Below are 14,313 nucleotides of genomic sequence, written 5' to 3' on the forward strand. Positions count from 1 at the left end.
GACCACCTCACCGAAGCCCCCCGAGCGTCTCAGCGACCCGTTCGACAGTGTCGCTCCAGCGCGGGAGGCTATCGCGTGCCGCCAGCGCTTCATCCTTCAACCGGGTGCGCAGTCCGGCGTCCAGCATCCATCGATCCAGCGCCCTGCTGAGCGCCCACGGCTCCGGCGGCACCAACACCGCCGACCGGCCGGGCGCGACCGTGAGGGGTATGCCCCCGACCCGGCTGGCCACGACGGGGATGCCGCGGCCCAGCGCATCGGCGATGGCCATGCCGTAGCTCTCGGTGCGCGAGGGGGCGACGAGGAGGTCGGTGCCCCGGTAAGCGGCGTCCAGGTCGCTCGCGCCCAGGACGCCGGCCATCGTGATCCGATCCGCGATGCCGAGGTCGTCCACGCGCTCGGCCAGTTGTGCCGCGAACGTGGGGTCGGCGGCGGCAGACCCGACGATCGTGCACCGCCATGTCGGGGTGGCGCGCAACCCGGCGAGCGCCTCGATCAGGATGTCCTGTCCTTTGTGGGGCGCGACGACACCGACGCACAGCAGGGCACAGCCGCCCCTCGTTCCCGCGCCGACCTCGGCACGGTCCGCGCCCGGGAGGGCGATCGTGATCTGCTCGGGCGGAATCAGCTCGCGGCCGACGAGTTCGTCACGGGTCCATGAGCTCGTCACGATGACCCTGGCCGCTGCGCGGAGCGCGCGGTGCTCTCCCTCGATCAAGTGCGGATCAGCCTCGGGGAACGCCGCCGAGATCATATGGGCGAGGACGACGATCCGCAGTCGCTCAGCGCTCCCCTCGATCGCCGCGGAGGCACGACCGGCGACAAGTCCGTCGATGAGAGCGATCGCACCATCCGGCACGTCGGCCAGGGCTTGCATGACGGACTCGGCCGATCCTGCGACGATCTCACGGACGTCCCACCCGATCGCCGACAGACCCGCAGCCACGCGCCGATCGAAGACGTTGCCGCCGCTCACCCGAAGCGGATCGTCTACACCCTCGGGCACGAGGAAGTAGACGGCGCCGCCCGGTACCGCGTTCATAGCGTCATCTCGTACGAGGCCCAGGCGATGTGAGATTCGTGCATCGTGACCTCCAGCGCCGTGACCCCATCGGCCCGGCCCAGCCGCCCTTCTCGCACCGCGTCGGCGAGGCGCCCCGCCACGGCGCCGCACAGCATCTCGGTCGTCGTGTTCCTGCCCCTGAACGCGGGGTCGTCGTCGAGATTGCGGTACGTGAGCGCCGACAGGATGCTCCGCAGCTCGCCTGCGGCGCGACCCATGTCGACGACGACGCCGTTCTCGTCGAGCGTCGAGGCGCGGAAGGTCGCGTCCACGACGAAGGTCGCCCCGTGCAGCGCCTGCGCCGGGCCGAACATCTCGCCGGCCAGGCTGTGGGCGATCATCATGTGATCCCGGACCGTCACCGAATAGGTCATGCGTCGCTCCAGTCGATCGTGTGGCACAGTCCGGGCGCCGTCCCCGCGGCGATGGCCGACATGACGGTCGGCAGGTCGCGCCACGGCGAGCTGCCGGTGAGCACGGCGTCGAAGCGGGGGTCGACCAGCATCCCGAGCGCGAGCGAGAGTCGATCGGTGGTGGTGCGGCGGCCGCTGCGGCGCGGCGAGACAGCGCCGACCTGGCTGGAACGGATCGTCAGGCGCCGCGAGTGGAACGCGCCGCCCAGGGGAAGGCTCACGGAGCGGTCGCCGAACCAGCTCGCCACCACGATCTCGCCCTCGAAGGCGGCACACGCGAGGGCGAGCTGCAGGCCCTCCCCCGAGCCGCTCGTCTCGATGACGAGGTCGCGGTCGGTCGGGGCCGCCTCGGGCGGTGCGTACCGGATATCGAGCGAGCGGCACAGATCCGCTTTCGCGTGGTCGCCGTCGACGACGACGAGATCGATGCCGGGGATGCCGGCGAGCAGGAGCGCGACATTCGTGCCGATCAGCCCGCCCCCGATCACGCTGACCCGGTCACCGACGAGGGGCGCCGCATCCCACAGCACGTTCACCGCGGTCTCGACCGCACCCGCCAGGACGGCCCGGCGCGCGGGAACGCCCTCGGGCACGAGGGTGACCGCCGAGGCGGGGATGACGAATCGGGACTGGTGCGGGAACAGGGTGAAGACGGTCCGCCCCTCGAGTTCGGGCGGACCGTGCTCGACGACGCCCACGTTGAGGTAGCCGTACTTGACGGGGCCGGGAAAATCGCCTCCCTGGAAGGGCGCGCGCATGCGCTCGTGCTCGCTCGGAGGCACCTCACCGCGGAAGACGAGGGCCTCGGTGCCGCGGCTGATGCCCGTGTACAGGGTGCGCACGAGCACCTCGCCGGGACCGCGGTCGCGAATCTCCTCGGTGCGGAGGGCACCACGACCGGGCTCCTCGACCCAGAACGCCTCTGCCTCGATCGCTCCCTTGCGGTCGGTCATGCCGCCGCGCTCCGCGATTGAACCGCCGGGTGGGCCGAACACGTGTCATGAGTGGTACCCATGCAGAGGAAACGAGGCGGACCATGCAGAAAGTTCATCTTGCTCCGCTCTGGTCGTTCATCGGGGGCACGATCGGCCTCATCATCGTTTCGATGATGGATGCTCTGTCCACCGCCGGGTGGATCGCCGGGCTCCTCTACCTTGGCGTCTCCAACGCGCTGCTGACCAGAGGGTTGCGGCGCAGCGGCGCCGCACGGTTCGGCCCCGCGAACACCGCGACCCTGGTGCGTTCGACGCTCGTGGGCCTGATCACCGCCCTGGTGGCGTCTTCGCTGACCGAATCGGTCTCGGTTCCCCTGCTGATCGGGCTGATCTTTCCCGCTCTCGCTCTCGACGCGGTCGACGGATGGCTCGCGCGCCGCACCGGAACAGTGAGTGCCCTGGGCGCGCGATTCGACATGGAGGTCGACGCCTTCTTGATCCTGGTGCTGAGCGCGTACGTCTCACAGCTGCTCGGCTGGTGGGTGCTCGCCCTCGGACTCATGCGCTACGTGTATGTCGTGGCCGGTTGGGCGCTGCCGTGGCTGCGGACGACGGTTCCGCCGCGCTACTGGCGCAAAGTCGTCGCCGCGTTCGCGGGAATCGCTCTGGCCGCGGCGGCGTCGGGCCTTTTCCCGACGTGGGTGGGCGTGGCTGTGACGCTCATCGCGTTGGGTCTGCTCGTGGAGTCGTTCGGGCGGGATGTCGTGTGGCAGTTCGCCGGCCGCTCGACCGCGCGATCTGCGACGGTGCAACGCGAAGCGGGGCAGCAGCGACTTCCGTTCTGAGGCTGGTGCTCTGCGCGGCTCTATGTATACTGGAATATGACCGCAGATCCGAGGGCTGGCGTTCACCTCCCTCTCGTGATTCGGCGTCGAATGAGCGCCCGGAGCAATTGCTCCGGGCGCTCTTTCATCTCCCGGAGCGCACCGGGCGTCGCCGGTGCCCCGCTCAGCCGACGGTGGAACGACCGGGCACCAGCACCTCGCCGACGGCGGCGAGCGCGCTTCGGGCGAGGCGCAGCCGGTTATCGCTCTCGCGCACGATCTCTCGCGCGAGCACCGGGTGAGCCCGCACGATGTCATCGAGCACCCCGACGGGAATGACGACCACCTCGACCTCCGACATCGCCTTCGCCTGCGACACCGTGGGCGTCCGAGTCAGGGCGGTCAGGCCGATGGCATCGTCCGGGCCCAGCTGAGTCACCTGCACGAACCCCGACTCGGTCGGCACGGCGAGCATGACCCGGCCGCCGATGATGAACCGCGTCGAGGTCGGAACCACGTCCGGCCGCAGGATCACCTCGCCCTGGCAGTAGCGCTCGAGGTGCGCGGAGGCGGCGAGCGCCTCGGCTTCGGGGAGACGGATGCTCAGCATCGGCGCGATGGCGCGCAGGGCGTCCTGCAGCCTCCCTGGCGTGTTCCCATCGTCGGTGAGGTCGCCGTCCAGGTGCAGGCCCGCCCTCCGCGCGGCGTACCAGACCCGCGTCTGGAACGCGTCGAGCACGGCCCCGGCGTCGCCGGGATTGGAGAGCGGGATCGACACGGCGTATCGCGAGCCCTCGAGGGTCGTGGCTGTGGGTTCGACCCTCGGAGAAACCAGGGGGATGTCGCGCGCCACCTCGACGAGCAGGGTGCGCACCCGCACGGGCGGATCGTCGGTGGCGAACGTCAGCTCCCGCTCGGCGCTGAAGGGTGCCGGGCTGCGAGAGAGGTTCGTGAACGCTCCCCCGGCGAGCTCGGCGGTGGGGATCACCATGATGCCGTTGCCGGTGTCGATGTGCACGGCGCGCCAGTTGACCTCGACGACCTGCCCGCGGACTCCGCCGGTCTCGATCCAGTCGCTGAGCTCGAACGGCGCCTCGAAAATGAGGAACAGACCCGACACGATCGACCCGACCGCCCCCTGGAGCGCAAGGCCCACGATGATCGACGTCACGCCGAGCGCGGCGAAAACACCCGCGACATCGGCATCCCACACCCACCAGAACAGCAGGGCGATGCCGACGATGATCAGCACGAACCGGATCAGGTCGCTGAAGATCGTCGGGAACCGGTCGCGCCAGGAGCCCTTCTCACCGCGGTGGAACACGAGGTGGTTGATGGCGTTGATCACGACGAGGATCACCAGAAGCCCGAACACCGTCGCCACGACCTTCGGCCATGTCCCCTGTTCCTGCCAGGCTCCCGGCTGCGTGATCAGCACGAGGATCGCGGCGACCGGTACGAGGTAGTTGCGCACCATCTGTACGATCGGAGCCGCCCGGCTGCCCCGCCGCGCGAGCGCGTTGTACATCTCGGTGAGGGCGATCAGCGCGATCGGCAGCCCGATCGAGACGATCAGCGCAGGCCAGAACCACGGCTGAGAGACGATTTCCGACATGGGATGCTCAGCCTCCGTTCGCGGGACTGGGGGCCGCTGCACCGACCGGCGCCGTGTCTACCGTCGCGACCGGCGCCGCTACCGCCGGCTCGATGCGCCAGACGCGCTGCGTACCGCTCTGGGTCTCAACGTCCCCGGCGGGCCGCACCGGGATCGTGTCGGGGATGCGGTCGGCCACGCGCTGCGTGAGGTAGATGCCCGGCTCGGACGAGTCGCCCTGCACGCGGAACGCGAGGCTGACAGCATCCCCCCACATGTCGTACACGACCCGAGCCCGGCCGATCAGGCCGCTGGTCACCTTGCCGGAATCGAGGCCCGCGCGCAGTCCCAGCTCGACGCCCTGCTGCGCGGAGTAGCGCTCGAGAATGGTCGACAGTTCCATCGCGAACTCGACGGCGCGACGCGCGTTGTCGACGCGGGGCGTGCCGAGGCCGCAGCTGGCGAGGTAGCTCTGCCTGGTCGTGCGCACACGCTCGACGCCGTGCCGCTCGGCGGCCTCGTCGAACGTGCGGATCAGGTCGTTCAACCGCGCGACCGACTCTTCCGAGGTGAGCGTGAGGGCGAGCGATTCGAAGCCGACGATGTCGGCGAAGATCACGGTCACGTCTTCGTTGTCCTGAGTGATCGCGTCGTCGCCGTGCTTGTAGCGATCGGCCATGCCTTCGGGCATGAACGAGAGGATCAGGCGCTCATTCGCCTTCTCATGCTCCTCGATGAGAGCGGACTTCACCTCCAGGCTCCGGCTCATGTCGTTGAACGCGGTCGCGACATCGGCGAGTTCATCACTGGAGCCCGCATCCACCTGAATGCCCTCCTCCCCCGCGGCGATGCGCCGAGCGGCGGTCTTGAGGCGCCGCAACGGCCGCACGAACACCTGCGCGAGCACGAGCGAGAGCAGGCAGACGAAGATGATCATGGCCGCCGTCGACAGGATCAGATTGCGCGTGAAATCGTCGACCGGCACGAGCGCCTCGGTCGAGGTCTCCTGCGCGATGATGACCCACGGCAGATTGTCGACCGCGAGCGGAGCGTACGCGGTGAGGCTCTCTCGTCCGAGGTAGTCGGTCTCCAGCAGCGTGCCGCTCTCACCGGCGAGGGCCCGCGAGACCGCGTCGCTCGTGACGGACTGCTGCAGCAACGAATCGCCGTTGCGGATGCTCAGCTGCGCCGACTCCGGCGAGAGGCCGGCGGCGACAGCGTCCTGCGCATATTGCTCGGGGTCGGCCTTCAGCTCGCGCGAGATCGACCGCATGAGGCCGTCGCGCCCGACGAGGTACGTCTCACCCGTCTGCCCGAGGCCGTTGCCCGCCCAGTCGCCGGCCACGGTCATGACGTCGTTGATGCGGTCGATCGGCAGTTCGATCGCGAGCGCGCCGACGATCTGGCCGTCGGTCGTGATCGGCGTGACGGCCCAGCCGGCCGGGCTCCCGATGCTCGGACTGTACGGCGCGAAGTCGGCGAGCACGACGTCGCCGGCGATGTTGCGGCTCATCGTCTGCCGGTACGCATCGGCGAGGTTCGAGAGCCGGTACGGCCCGTCGAGCAGGTTGGTGCCGAGATCGACGCCCTTATAGGCCGTGTAGACGACATTGCCGCTCGTGTCGAGCATGAGCACGTCTTCGAACCCCTGCAATTGCGTCATTGCCTTGAAGTAGTCGTGGTACTTCGCATGCGCGACCGACCAGGCGCTGCCGTCGCCCGCATCCTCGTTCTCCATCGCCTGGGCGAACGACGTGTAGGGGATCACGTAGTGGTACTGGAGGTACCGCTCCGCTGCGTCGCGTGGCGTGAACGTGGAACCGTCGACCGGCTTGCCTGTCGCGGCCGACAGCTCTGCGGCGAACGTGTCGTCGTAGTAGGAGGCGAGGTCTGCGGATGCTGCGGCATCCAGCTGCTGAGACTCCAGCGCCGCGAACCCCTCACTGAACGCCTTCACGGCCTCTGTGCTCGTCTGATTCATCGCGCCGAGCTTCACGGCGTTCTCGATCGTCGCGAACAGCTGCGTGACCTCGCGGGCGCGGTTCTCGCGGATCTCGACGAGACGCTCGTACGCGATCGTTCGCAGGGACTGGGTGCCATTGGCGTAACCGATGATGCCCACGACGATGCTCGAGAGCACACTGACCGAGAGCAGCATGATGAGCAGGATCGAGTAGATCGACAGCCCGGCGCGCTGACGGCGTCGCGGACGCCCCACCCATGCGGGCGGCGTCGCGACGGGCGAGTTGGAATCGGACATCGTCTGCGTCCCGACCGGTACCGTCAGCGGCTCCCCAGCCCCGGGCAGGCCCGAGGGTGGGCCCAGGATAGCCCTGGGTTCTCTTGCTCGGGAAGAGGGTCGGTGGCCGGATGCTGATACCGGTGTGAGCTCGTCTTGGCCGGCCTCGCCTGTCCGGGGCCGGGCGGGCGGGCGGGAAGGCGGCCGCCTGAGGTCGGGCGGTCAGCGCGATGGCTAAGACATCGGCTCGATGATCCAAGGCTTCCAGCCGGTGTGCCACTCGGGCCACGTGTTGCTCCCGAAGCCCTTCGCAGGGTCGCTCGTGCACGAGACAGTGATGGTCAGCATATGGGAGAAGAACGGGTCCCAGTTGGTGACGCTCGCGATCTCGGCCAGAGCGTCCCGCCACCCGGTCGCGCGCCAGTTATCGTCGCCATCGATGTACTTGCCGCGGGTTTCGAGGAGGCTGATGTTCACGTGTACCGATGGAGAGTCCATTCCGACGCGTACGCCGGACGGCACGCGGATTTCGCCTGAGTAGTTCTTCCCTTCGAGATACGGGAAGGTGGAGGGACACTGAAACTTGCGAAAGAGAGGGAATGTCTCCGATGGCTTCAGCGCCATGTGAGTCACAGTGATCTCCCTCGTGTCGCCCATCGCCTCCTGCACCTTCGGGGCCTCCGTCGCTGCCCCAATCTCTTCGGCCGCCGCGGGCACTGCAAGCCCCGCGACTGTTATGAGAACCGCTGCCGTGCCCGCAAGGGCAATACCTTTGCGCTTCATGATTACTCCTTTCATTGAACACTAGTATATCTTGCGGCACGGCATCCACGAAAAGCCCTCGGGCGCTGGGTTGATCGATCGCAGTTTCCCTTGAAGGCCTGTGGATAACTCAAAGACTTCGGTTCTTTGTTCTAACCTTGGATGATGGAAGTCAACGTTCGCGTCGAACCGCACGATCCATCCGGGTCGGCTGATGCCGACACGATCGCGGCGCCGGTACCCGATGCGCTTGACCTCGTGCTCGAATGCGGCGCGATGGAAGCGGTGTTCGCCGCGCAACGTCTGATGCGGGTGGAAGCGATGCACCGCGAGATGCTCGACGCGGCCGGTGAACGCCCGTTCGGGTCCACCGAGATCGTGGAGCGCTCGATCAGACTCGAACTGGCTGCGGCGATGCGGATCACCGAGTACGCCGCGGGAATGATGCTCGGCTACGCCAAGGCGCTCGTTCACCGCTACCCCACCGCGCTCGACTCCCTCGCCGGGGCACGGATCACCCTGAAGCACGCCGAAGTACTCGTCGACGGTCTGGATCAGCTCACTCCCGACGAAAGCGCACCGCTCGTTGCCGAGGTGCTCCGGCTCGCGGAGGCGGAACCGGTGGGCACCTTCCGGCGAGCCCTGCGGCGGCTCGTCGAGCGTGCCCGCGCGGCGACTCTGGAGGAGCGCCACGAAGCTGCCCTCCAGACCCGGCGCATCGCAATCGAGCACGGTCACGATGGCATGGCGACCCTCCTGCTTCGCGCGCCAGAGGTAGAACTGCACGCGATCTTCCATCGCGCCACCGCGATCGCGAAGGCGATCATCGCGCAGGAGGTCGACGGGTCGCGCACTCTCGATCAGGTGCGCGCCGACGTCGTGTGCGACCTTCTGGTCGACGGCACGACCGAAGCGACCCCCGCGGCCGAGCGCGGCATCCGAGCGTCGGTGGTTGTGACCGTGCCCGCGCTCTCACTCCTCGACGACGACGCGGCCGCCTCTAGCGATCCCGCCGTGGTCGAGGGCGTCGGGCCCATCCCGATCAGCGTGGCCCGTCGACTGTGCGGTGGCGATGCGCGCTGGATGCGGGTACTCACCCACCCGGAGACCGGGATGGTGCTCTCGGTGGGACGCGAGCAGTATTCGCCGCCCGCCGCACTCCGAAAGCTCACGAAGTGGCGGGCCGATCGATGCATGGGACCGGGGTGCGGGGTGCCGGCCTCCCGCTGCGAGATAGATCACACCGTCGCATGGCGCGACGGTGGACATACGTCGCTCGAGAACAACGCCCCGCTCTGCAAGGGCCATCACATCGTCAAGCACCACGGAGGGTGGCGCGTCGAGCAACAACCTGGCTCCGGCGGAGCCATTCGCTGGACATCCCCCACCGGTCGCACGTACGTCGTGCAGCCGGAGCGGCGCGTGCCCGCCTTCCGCTCGAGCGAGGCCGCATCGTCCTGATCGAGTCGGACCGCAGCGGAGACGCCTCGGGGAACGCCCCAGCGAACACCCCACGGAACGACGAAACCCCGCGAGCCGAAGCTCGCGGGGTTTGGTCAGCGACCGTGACTCGGTCTGCTCGAGGTATTACTTGTCAGCGTCTTCCGTGACGACCGCATCGTCGGCGGCGGTCGCCTCAGCGGCGCCCTCCTCCTGCGACTCGGCGCTGGCGTCCTCGGCGGGGGTCTCGGCGACCTCTTCCTCGGCGGCGGGCTCGTCGGCCGCGGTCTCCTCGGCCGGAGCAGCGACAGGGGCGGCGGCAGCCGACTTCTTCGCGCTCTTGGGCTTCGGGGTGACGGGCTCGAGCACGAGCTCGATCACGGCCATGGGGGCGTTGTCGCCCTTGCGGTTGCCGATCTTCGTGATGCGCGTGTAGCCACCCTCGCGATCGGCGACCAGCGGCGCGATCTCGGTGAAGAGAACGTGCACGACCTCCTTGTCACCAATGACCGACAGCACCCGGCGACGGGCGTGCAGGTCGCCGCGCTTGGCGAAGGTGACGAGGCGCTCAGCGAGCGGACGCAGGCGCTTGGCCTTGGTCTCGGTCGTCGTGATCGACTTGTGAGTGAACAGTGCGGCCGCGAGGTTCGCAAGCAGCAGACGCTCGTGGGCAGGACCGCCGCCGAGGCGGGGACCCTTCGTGGGCTTGGGCATTCTCGATTACTCCAGGATCAGATTCGGGGGGACCGGGGCTCAGACGGCTTCGTCGTCGTAGCCGCCGTAGAAGTGCGCGCCGTCGAACCCGGGAACCGAGTCCTTCAGCGACAGTCCGAGCGAGATGAGCTTGTCGCGCACCTCGTCGACCGACTTCTGACCGAAGTTGCGGATGTTCATGAGCTGCGTCTCCGAGAGGGCGACGAGCTCGCTGACCGTGTTGATGCCTTCGCGCTTGAGGCAGTTGTACGAGCGGACCGACAGATCGAGGTCTTCGATCGGCATCGACAGTTCGTTGGACAGGACGGTCTCGACCGGCGCGGGGCCGATCTCGATGCCCTCGGCCTCGACGTTGAGCTCACGGGCCAGGCCGAAGAGCTCGGTCAGCGTGCGACCGGCGGATGCGACAGCATCCCGCGGGGCGATCGAGGACTTCGACTCGACGTCCAGGATGAGCTTGTCGAAGTCGGTGCGCTCGCCGGCGCGCGTGGCGTCGACGCGGTAGCTGACCTTGAGCACAGGAGAGTAGATCGAGTCGATCGGGATCTGACCGGCCTCGGCGTACTCGTTGCGGTTCTGGGTCGCCGAGACGTAGCCGCGGCCACGCTCGATCGTCAGTTCGAGCTCGAACTTCGCGGTGTCGTTGAGGGTCGCGATCACGAGGTCGGGGTTGTGGACCTCGACACCGGCCGGAGCCGAGATGTCGGCGGCCGTGACCTCGCCCGAACCCGTCTTGCGCAGGTACGCGGTGATCGGCTCATCGCGCTCGCTCGAAACCACGAGCTGCTTGATGTTCAGGATGATCTCGGTGACATCTTCCTTGACACCGGGAATGGTGCTGAACTCGTGAAGGACGCCGTCGATGCGGATGCTCGTGACGGCCGCGCCGGGGATCGATGACAGGAGGCTGCGACGCAGCGCGTTGCCGATCGTGTAGCCGAAGCCAGGCTCCAGCGGCTCGATGACGAAGCGACTGCGGAACTCCCCGACCTTCTCCTCGGTCAGAGTGGGACGCTGTGCGATGAGCACTATGTGTTCCTTTCGATCACGTGCCCGCTATTTGACACGTGTAGATGATGAGGTATTGAGTTTTTCTCGGGATGCTCGGGGTCACGACGTTCGTCGTGCCGAGCCATCCGTGAATGGATGAATCCGGGCCTCCGGCAGACGGGAATGGCGGTTCCTTGGCCTGCCGGAAGTCCGGAAAACTACACGCGGCGGCGCTTCGGCGGACGGCAGCCGTTGTGCGCCTGGGGCGTCACGTCGTTGATCGAGCCCACCTCGAGGCCGGCGGCCTGGAGCGAGCGAATCGCGGTCTCACGACCCGAACCCGGTCCCTTGACGAAGACGTCGACCTTCTTGACGCCGTGCTCCTGCGCCTGGCGCGCAGCGGACTCGGCGGCCATTCCGGCGGCGTACGGGGTCGACTTGCGCGAGCCCTTGAAGCCCACGCCACCTGACGACGCCCAGCTGATGACGGCGCCGGCCGGGTCGGTGATCGAAACGATCGTGTTGTTGAACGTCGACTTGATGTGGGCCTGCCCCAACGCGATGTTCTTCTTCTCTTTGCGACGCGGCTTGCGCGCGGCGGTCTTGGCCTGTGCCATGTGCTTGTTCTCCTGAATCCTGAGCGCAGGCGGCGGCCTAGCGCGCCTTCTTCTTGCCGGCGACGGTGCGCTTGGGACCCTTGCGCGTGCGGGCGTTCGTCTTGGTGCGCTGTCCGCGGACCGGGAGGCCGCGACGGTGGCGGATGCCTTCGTACGAGCCGATCTCGACCTTGCGGCGGATGTCGGCGGCGACCTCGCGGCGGAGGTCACCCTCAACCTTGTAGGTGCCCTCGATGTTGTCGCGGAGGGCGATCAGCTGGTCGTCGGTCAGATCCTTGACGCGGACGTCCGGGCTGATCTCGGTCGCGGCGAGGATGGCCTTCGAACGGGTGGGGCCGATGCCATAGATGTAAGTAAGGGCGATCACCACGCGCTTATCGCGCGGGATGTCAACGCCGGCAAGACGTGCCATGCGGTCTCTCCTGTGGAGTGAGTGGAGGTATGGAGCAGAATCGGTGCCCGGGCCTCCGCCCGGGGTGTCTCCCGCCTGCGCGGGTTCTGAGACTGCCTCTGTGTGTATTGATTTGTAGCGCGTGTTGAGTTTTAGCGCGTGTTGAGTTGTGGTGTGCTCGTCTTCGCCCTGGGACTAGCCCTGACGCTGCTTGTGGCGCGGGTTCGACTTGCAGATGACCATGACGCGGCCGTGGCGGCGGATCACCTTGCAGTGATCGCAGATCGGCTTGACGCTCGGGTTGACCTTCATGATGTTTCCTGTTCGCTGTCTTCGTCGGGCGGGCACGTTCGTGCCCGGGACGTTACTTCTCGACCGGCCTAGCGGTAGCGGTAGACAATGCGCCCGCGCGTGAGGTCGTAGGGACTGAGTTCCACGACCACGCGGTCTTCCGGGATGATGCGGATGTAGTTCTGCCGCATCTTGCCCGAGATCGTGGCGAGGACCTTGTGTCCGTTGCTGAGCTCAACGCGGAACATCGCATTGGGCAGCGCCTCGGAGATCACACCTTCGATCTCGATGACACCGTCTTTCTTCGCCATACGCTCGCTAACACTTCTGCAAACCGGTCGGTCTGCGGTGGATGGGTTTGTTGGTGCCGACGTCCGGGAATCTCTCCCACAGACACGCCGAAACAGGCGCAAGCACCAAAGATCAACTATACGTCTTTACCGCGAAGTGGGCAAGCTGACTTCCCCGCCCACTCCCCTGCGACTACTGAGTGAAGAGCGACCCCAGATCCGCCGGGTTCGTCGGCAGCGTGGAGTTCGCGATCACGCTGCCGTTGATGGCGATGGTCGGGGTTCCGATTCCAGATGACCCAGGAGCGACCGGCGTCTTGGGCGTCATCGACGTGACGTACTTCGCGTACGTCTCGGCATTGATGCAGTCGGAGGCGTTCGTGACCCCCGCCCCCTCGGCGATCGATACGATCTGATCGTTCGTGAGACCCGACGAGTTCTCGGCGGGCTGGTTCGCGTACATCGCCTGCATGAAGTCGACGGCGTGGGTCGGATCGGCGACCGCCACGCAGTACATCGCGCTCGCGGCGCGAGTCGAGAACTTCGTGCCCTGCGAGGACCTGTCGAGGATCGAGATGGGGTGGATGTTGAGGGTGATCGTGCCGGCATCCACAAGGGACTGAATCTCGGATCCGTACGTCTTCTCGAACTGGTTGCAGACGGGGCACATGAAGTCGATGTAGGTGTCCATCGTGTCCGTGCCCGTCCCGACGGCGATCGCGCCGGTGTCGGTGTTGACGTTCGATGCCTCCGGCAGCGTGCCGGGACCGCTCGCCGAGGCGTTCAGCCACACCACCAGGCCGCCGACTGCCACCAGCACGACGACGACCGCCACGCTGATCCAGATCGCGAACCAGTTCGTCTTGTTGCCGGACGCCCTCCGGGCTGTCGATGCCATGTCTTTCCCTATCCGATCTCGTGCGGGGTCACTCCGAAGGGAGCCAATCCGGCCGCGCCACCGTCGGGCGCTGTCAGCACCCAGATTCCGCCATCATGCACGGCGACACTGTGCTCCCAATGTGAACCGGCTGTGCCGTCGAGCGTTGAGACGGTCCATTCGTCGTCTTCGACGAAGGTCGCCTGATCGCCTGCGACCACCATCGGCTCGATCGCGAGGGCGAGGCCGGGGCGGACTTCCGGGCCCTCGTCCTCGATGCGGTAGTTGAAGACCGACGGCGACTCATGCATACGACGCCCGATGCCGTGGCCGACGTACTCACGGAGGATGCCGTACCCCCGCCCTGCAGCGACCACCCGGTCCTGCACGGCGGCGCCCACCTCGCCGACGTGCGTGGCCGTCGCGAGCGCGGCGATGCCGGCCCACATCGATGCCTCGGTCACGCGCGAGAGCTCCTCGCGCTCGGCCACGAGCTCGGGACGCGTGGGATCGGGAACGACCACCGTGAACGCCGAGTCTCCGTTCCAGCCCTGGTACTCGGCGCCGGCGTCGATCGAGACGATGTCGCCCGGTTCGAGCACGCGTGATCCCGGGATCCCGTGCACGACCTGCTCGTTCACCGACGCGCAGATCGTGTGCCGATAACCCCGCACCATCTGGAAGTTCGACGTGGCGCCGCGGCCGATGATGACGGCGGATGCCGCAGCATCCAGCTCCAGAGTCGTGATACCGGGTGCGATCAAGGCGCGCACCGCGTCCAGCGCGGCCGCCGTGATCAGCCCCGGCTCGATCATGGCGCGCAGCTGAGCGGGCGTCTTGTAGATCGAGCGACGCCCCGGGAAGAGCGCCACG

Annotated in this window: 16 protein-coding genes; 2 read left to right on the top strand and 14 right to left on the bottom strand. The window is 67.4% G+C overall.

Annotated features, from left to right (window positions below; all coding sequences use genetic code 11):
• Positions 1-7 precede the first annotated feature (7 nt).
• Genes F6B43_RS10245 through F6B43_RS10255 form a run of 3 tightly spaced genes read right to left on the bottom strand, consistent with a single transcriptional unit; the run spans position 8 to position 2,429 of the window.
• Entirely contained in the window at positions 8-1,042 is a 1,035-nt protein-coding gene (locus F6B43_RS10245) for a glycosyltransferase family 4 protein (protein ID WP_150448843.1), read from the bottom strand.
• The gene (locus F6B43_RS10250) at positions 1,039-1,437 is read right to left on the bottom strand and encodes a 6-pyruvoyl trahydropterin synthase family protein (protein ID WP_150448844.1); all 399 of its coding nucleotides are present in this window, start codon (positions 1,435-1,437) and stop codon (positions 1,039-1,041) included. Before F6B43_RS10250 ends, F6B43_RS10245 begins: the two co-directional genes overlap by 4 nt.
• Positions 1,434-2,429, bottom strand: a complete 996-nt coding sequence (locus F6B43_RS10255; protein ID WP_150448845.1) for a zinc-dependent alcohol dehydrogenase — start codon at positions 2,427-2,429, stop codon at positions 1,434-1,436. The genes F6B43_RS10250 and F6B43_RS10255 overlap by 4 nt, the downstream gene beginning before the upstream one ends.
• Positions 2,430-2,512: 83 nt before the next feature.
• On the opposite strand from F6B43_RS10255, the gene F6B43_RS10260 reads away from it, so the two are divergent.
• On the top strand, positions 2,513-3,256 hold the full coding sequence (locus F6B43_RS10260) for a CDP-alcohol phosphatidyltransferase family protein (protein WP_150448846.1): 744 nt from the start codon (positions 2,513-2,515) through the stop codon (positions 3,254-3,256).
• A 163-nt stretch (positions 3,257-3,419) separates the two neighbouring features.
• Here F6B43_RS10260 and F6B43_RS10265 read toward each other — a convergent pair whose 3' ends face one another.
• From F6B43_RS10265 to F6B43_RS10275, 3 genes are all read right to left on the bottom strand, one after another.
• Positions 3,420-4,850, bottom strand: a complete 1,431-nt coding sequence (locus F6B43_RS10265; RefSeq protein WP_150448847.1) for a mechanosensitive ion channel domain-containing protein — start codon at positions 4,848-4,850, stop codon at positions 3,420-3,422.
• A 7-nt stretch (positions 4,851-4,857) separates the two neighbouring features.
• Positions 4,858-7,089: an adenylate/guanylate cyclase domain-containing protein gene (locus F6B43_RS10270; protein WP_150448848.1), complete on the bottom strand. Its 2,232-nt coding sequence runs from the start codon at positions 7,087-7,089 to the stop codon at positions 4,858-4,860.
• Positions 7,090-7,302: 213 nt separating this feature from the next.
• Positions 7,303-7,851 (bottom strand): hypothetical protein, encoded by a 549-nt coding sequence (locus tag F6B43_RS10275; protein WP_150448849.1) that lies wholly within the window; start codon positions 7,849-7,851, stop codon positions 7,303-7,305.
• A 144-nt stretch (positions 7,852-7,995) separates the two neighbouring features.
• On the opposite strand from F6B43_RS10275, the gene F6B43_RS10280 reads away from it, so the two are divergent.
• Entirely contained in the window at positions 7,996-9,291 is a 1,296-nt protein-coding gene (locus tag F6B43_RS10280; RefSeq protein ID WP_246159905.1) for an HNH endonuclease signature motif containing protein, read from the top strand.
• A gap of 126 nt (positions 9,292-9,417) precedes the next feature.
• Here the strand turns inward: F6B43_RS10280 and rplQ are convergent, their stop codons facing one another.
• The 8 genes from rplQ to map form a co-directional block, all read right to left on the bottom strand.
• On the bottom strand, positions 9,418-9,984 hold the full coding sequence (rplQ, locus tag F6B43_RS10285) for a 50S ribosomal protein L17 (protein ID WP_150448850.1): 567 nt from the start codon (positions 9,982-9,984) through the stop codon (positions 9,418-9,420).
• A 39-nt stretch (positions 9,985-10,023) separates the two neighbouring features.
• Positions 10,024-11,013: a DNA-directed RNA polymerase subunit alpha gene (locus F6B43_RS10290; protein WP_150448851.1), complete on the bottom strand. Its 990-nt coding sequence runs from the start codon at positions 11,011-11,013 to the stop codon at positions 10,024-10,026.
• A gap of 179 nt (positions 11,014-11,192) precedes the next feature.
• Positions 11,193-11,591: a 30S ribosomal protein S11 gene (gene rpsK / locus F6B43_RS10295; protein WP_150448852.1), complete on the bottom strand. Its 399-nt coding sequence runs from the start codon at positions 11,589-11,591 to the stop codon at positions 11,193-11,195.
• 37 nt (positions 11,592-11,628) lie between these two features.
• A complete protein-coding gene (rpsM, locus tag F6B43_RS10300; RefSeq protein WP_150448853.1) occupies positions 11,629-12,003 on the bottom strand; it encodes a 30S ribosomal protein S13 in 375 nt (124 codons plus the stop codon).
• Between the two features lie 174 nt (positions 12,004-12,177).
• A complete protein-coding gene (rpmJ, locus tag F6B43_RS10305) occupies positions 12,178-12,294 on the bottom strand; it encodes a 50S ribosomal protein L36 (protein ID WP_005050492.1) in 117 nt (38 codons plus the stop codon).
• A gap of 68 nt (positions 12,295-12,362) precedes the next feature.
• Entirely contained in the window at positions 12,363-12,584 is a 222-nt protein-coding gene (gene infA, locus F6B43_RS10310) for a translation initiation factor IF-1 (protein WP_017201569.1), read from the bottom strand.
• 172 nt (positions 12,585-12,756) lie between these two features.
• A complete protein-coding gene (locus tag F6B43_RS10315; RefSeq protein WP_150448854.1) occupies positions 12,757-13,461 on the bottom strand; it encodes a DsbA family protein in 705 nt (234 codons plus the stop codon).
• A gap of 8 nt (positions 13,462-13,469) precedes the next feature.
• A complete protein-coding gene (map, locus tag F6B43_RS10320; protein ID WP_281349534.1) occupies positions 13,470-14,312 on the bottom strand; it encodes a type I methionyl aminopeptidase in 843 nt (280 codons plus the stop codon).
• Between the last annotated feature and the right edge of the window lies 1 nt (position 14,313).

The organism is Microbacterium rhizomatis, assembly GCF_008710745.1.
In the GTDB taxonomy this organism is placed as follows: domain Bacteria; phylum Actinomycetota; class Actinomycetes; order Actinomycetales; family Microbacteriaceae; genus Microbacterium; species Microbacterium rhizomatis.

Bases quoted from the DNA above. Each gene is read 5' to 3' on its own strand.
- F6B43_RS10245 (WP_150448843.1), bottom strand. From the start codon at position 1,042: ATGAACGCGGTACCGGGCGGCGCCGTCTACTTCCTCGTGCCCGAGGGT.
- F6B43_RS10250 (WP_150448844.1), bottom strand. From the start codon at position 1,437: ATGACCTATTCGGTGACGGTCCGGGATCACATGATGATCGCCCACAGC.
- F6B43_RS10255 (WP_150448845.1), bottom strand. From the start codon at position 2,429: ATGACCGACCGCAAGGGAGCGATCGAGGCAGAGGCGTTCTGGGTCGAG.
- F6B43_RS10260 (WP_150448846.1), top strand. From the start codon at position 2,513: ATGCAGAAAGTTCATCTTGCTCCGCTCTGGTCGTTCATCGGGGGCACG.
- F6B43_RS10265 (WP_150448847.1), bottom strand. From the start codon at position 4,850: ATGTCGGAAATCGTCTCTCAGCCGTGGTTCTGGCCTGCGCTGATCGTC.
- F6B43_RS10270 (WP_150448848.1), bottom strand. From the start codon at position 7,089: ATGTCCGATTCCAACTCGCCCGTCGCGACGCCGCCCGCATGGGTGGGG.
- F6B43_RS10275 (WP_150448849.1), bottom strand. From the start codon at position 7,851: ATGAAGCGCAAAGGTATTGCCCTTGCGGGCACGGCAGCGGTTCTCATA.
- F6B43_RS10280 (WP_246159905.1), top strand. From the start codon at position 7,996: ATGGAAGTCAACGTTCGCGTCGAACCGCACGATCCATCCGGGTCGGCT.
- rplQ (WP_150448850.1), bottom strand. From the start codon at position 9,984: ATGCCCAAGCCCACGAAGGGTCCCCGCCTCGGCGGCGGTCCTGCCCAC.
- rpsK (WP_150448852.1), bottom strand. From the start codon at position 11,591: ATGGCACAGGCCAAGACCGCCGCGCGCAAGCCGCGTCGCAAAGAGAAG.
- rpsM (WP_150448853.1), bottom strand. From the start codon at position 12,003: ATGGCACGTCTTGCCGGCGTTGACATCCCGCGCGATAAGCGCGTGGTG.
- rpmJ (WP_005050492.1), bottom strand. From the start codon at position 12,294: ATGAAGGTCAACCCGAGCGTCAAGCCGATCTGCGATCACTGCAAGGTG.
- infA (WP_017201569.1), bottom strand. From the start codon at position 12,584: ATGGCGAAGAAAGACGGTGTCATCGAGATCGAAGGTGTGATCTCCGAG.
- F6B43_RS10315 (WP_150448854.1), bottom strand. From the start codon at position 13,461: ATGGCATCGACAGCCCGGAGGGCGTCCGGCAACAAGACGAACTGGTTC.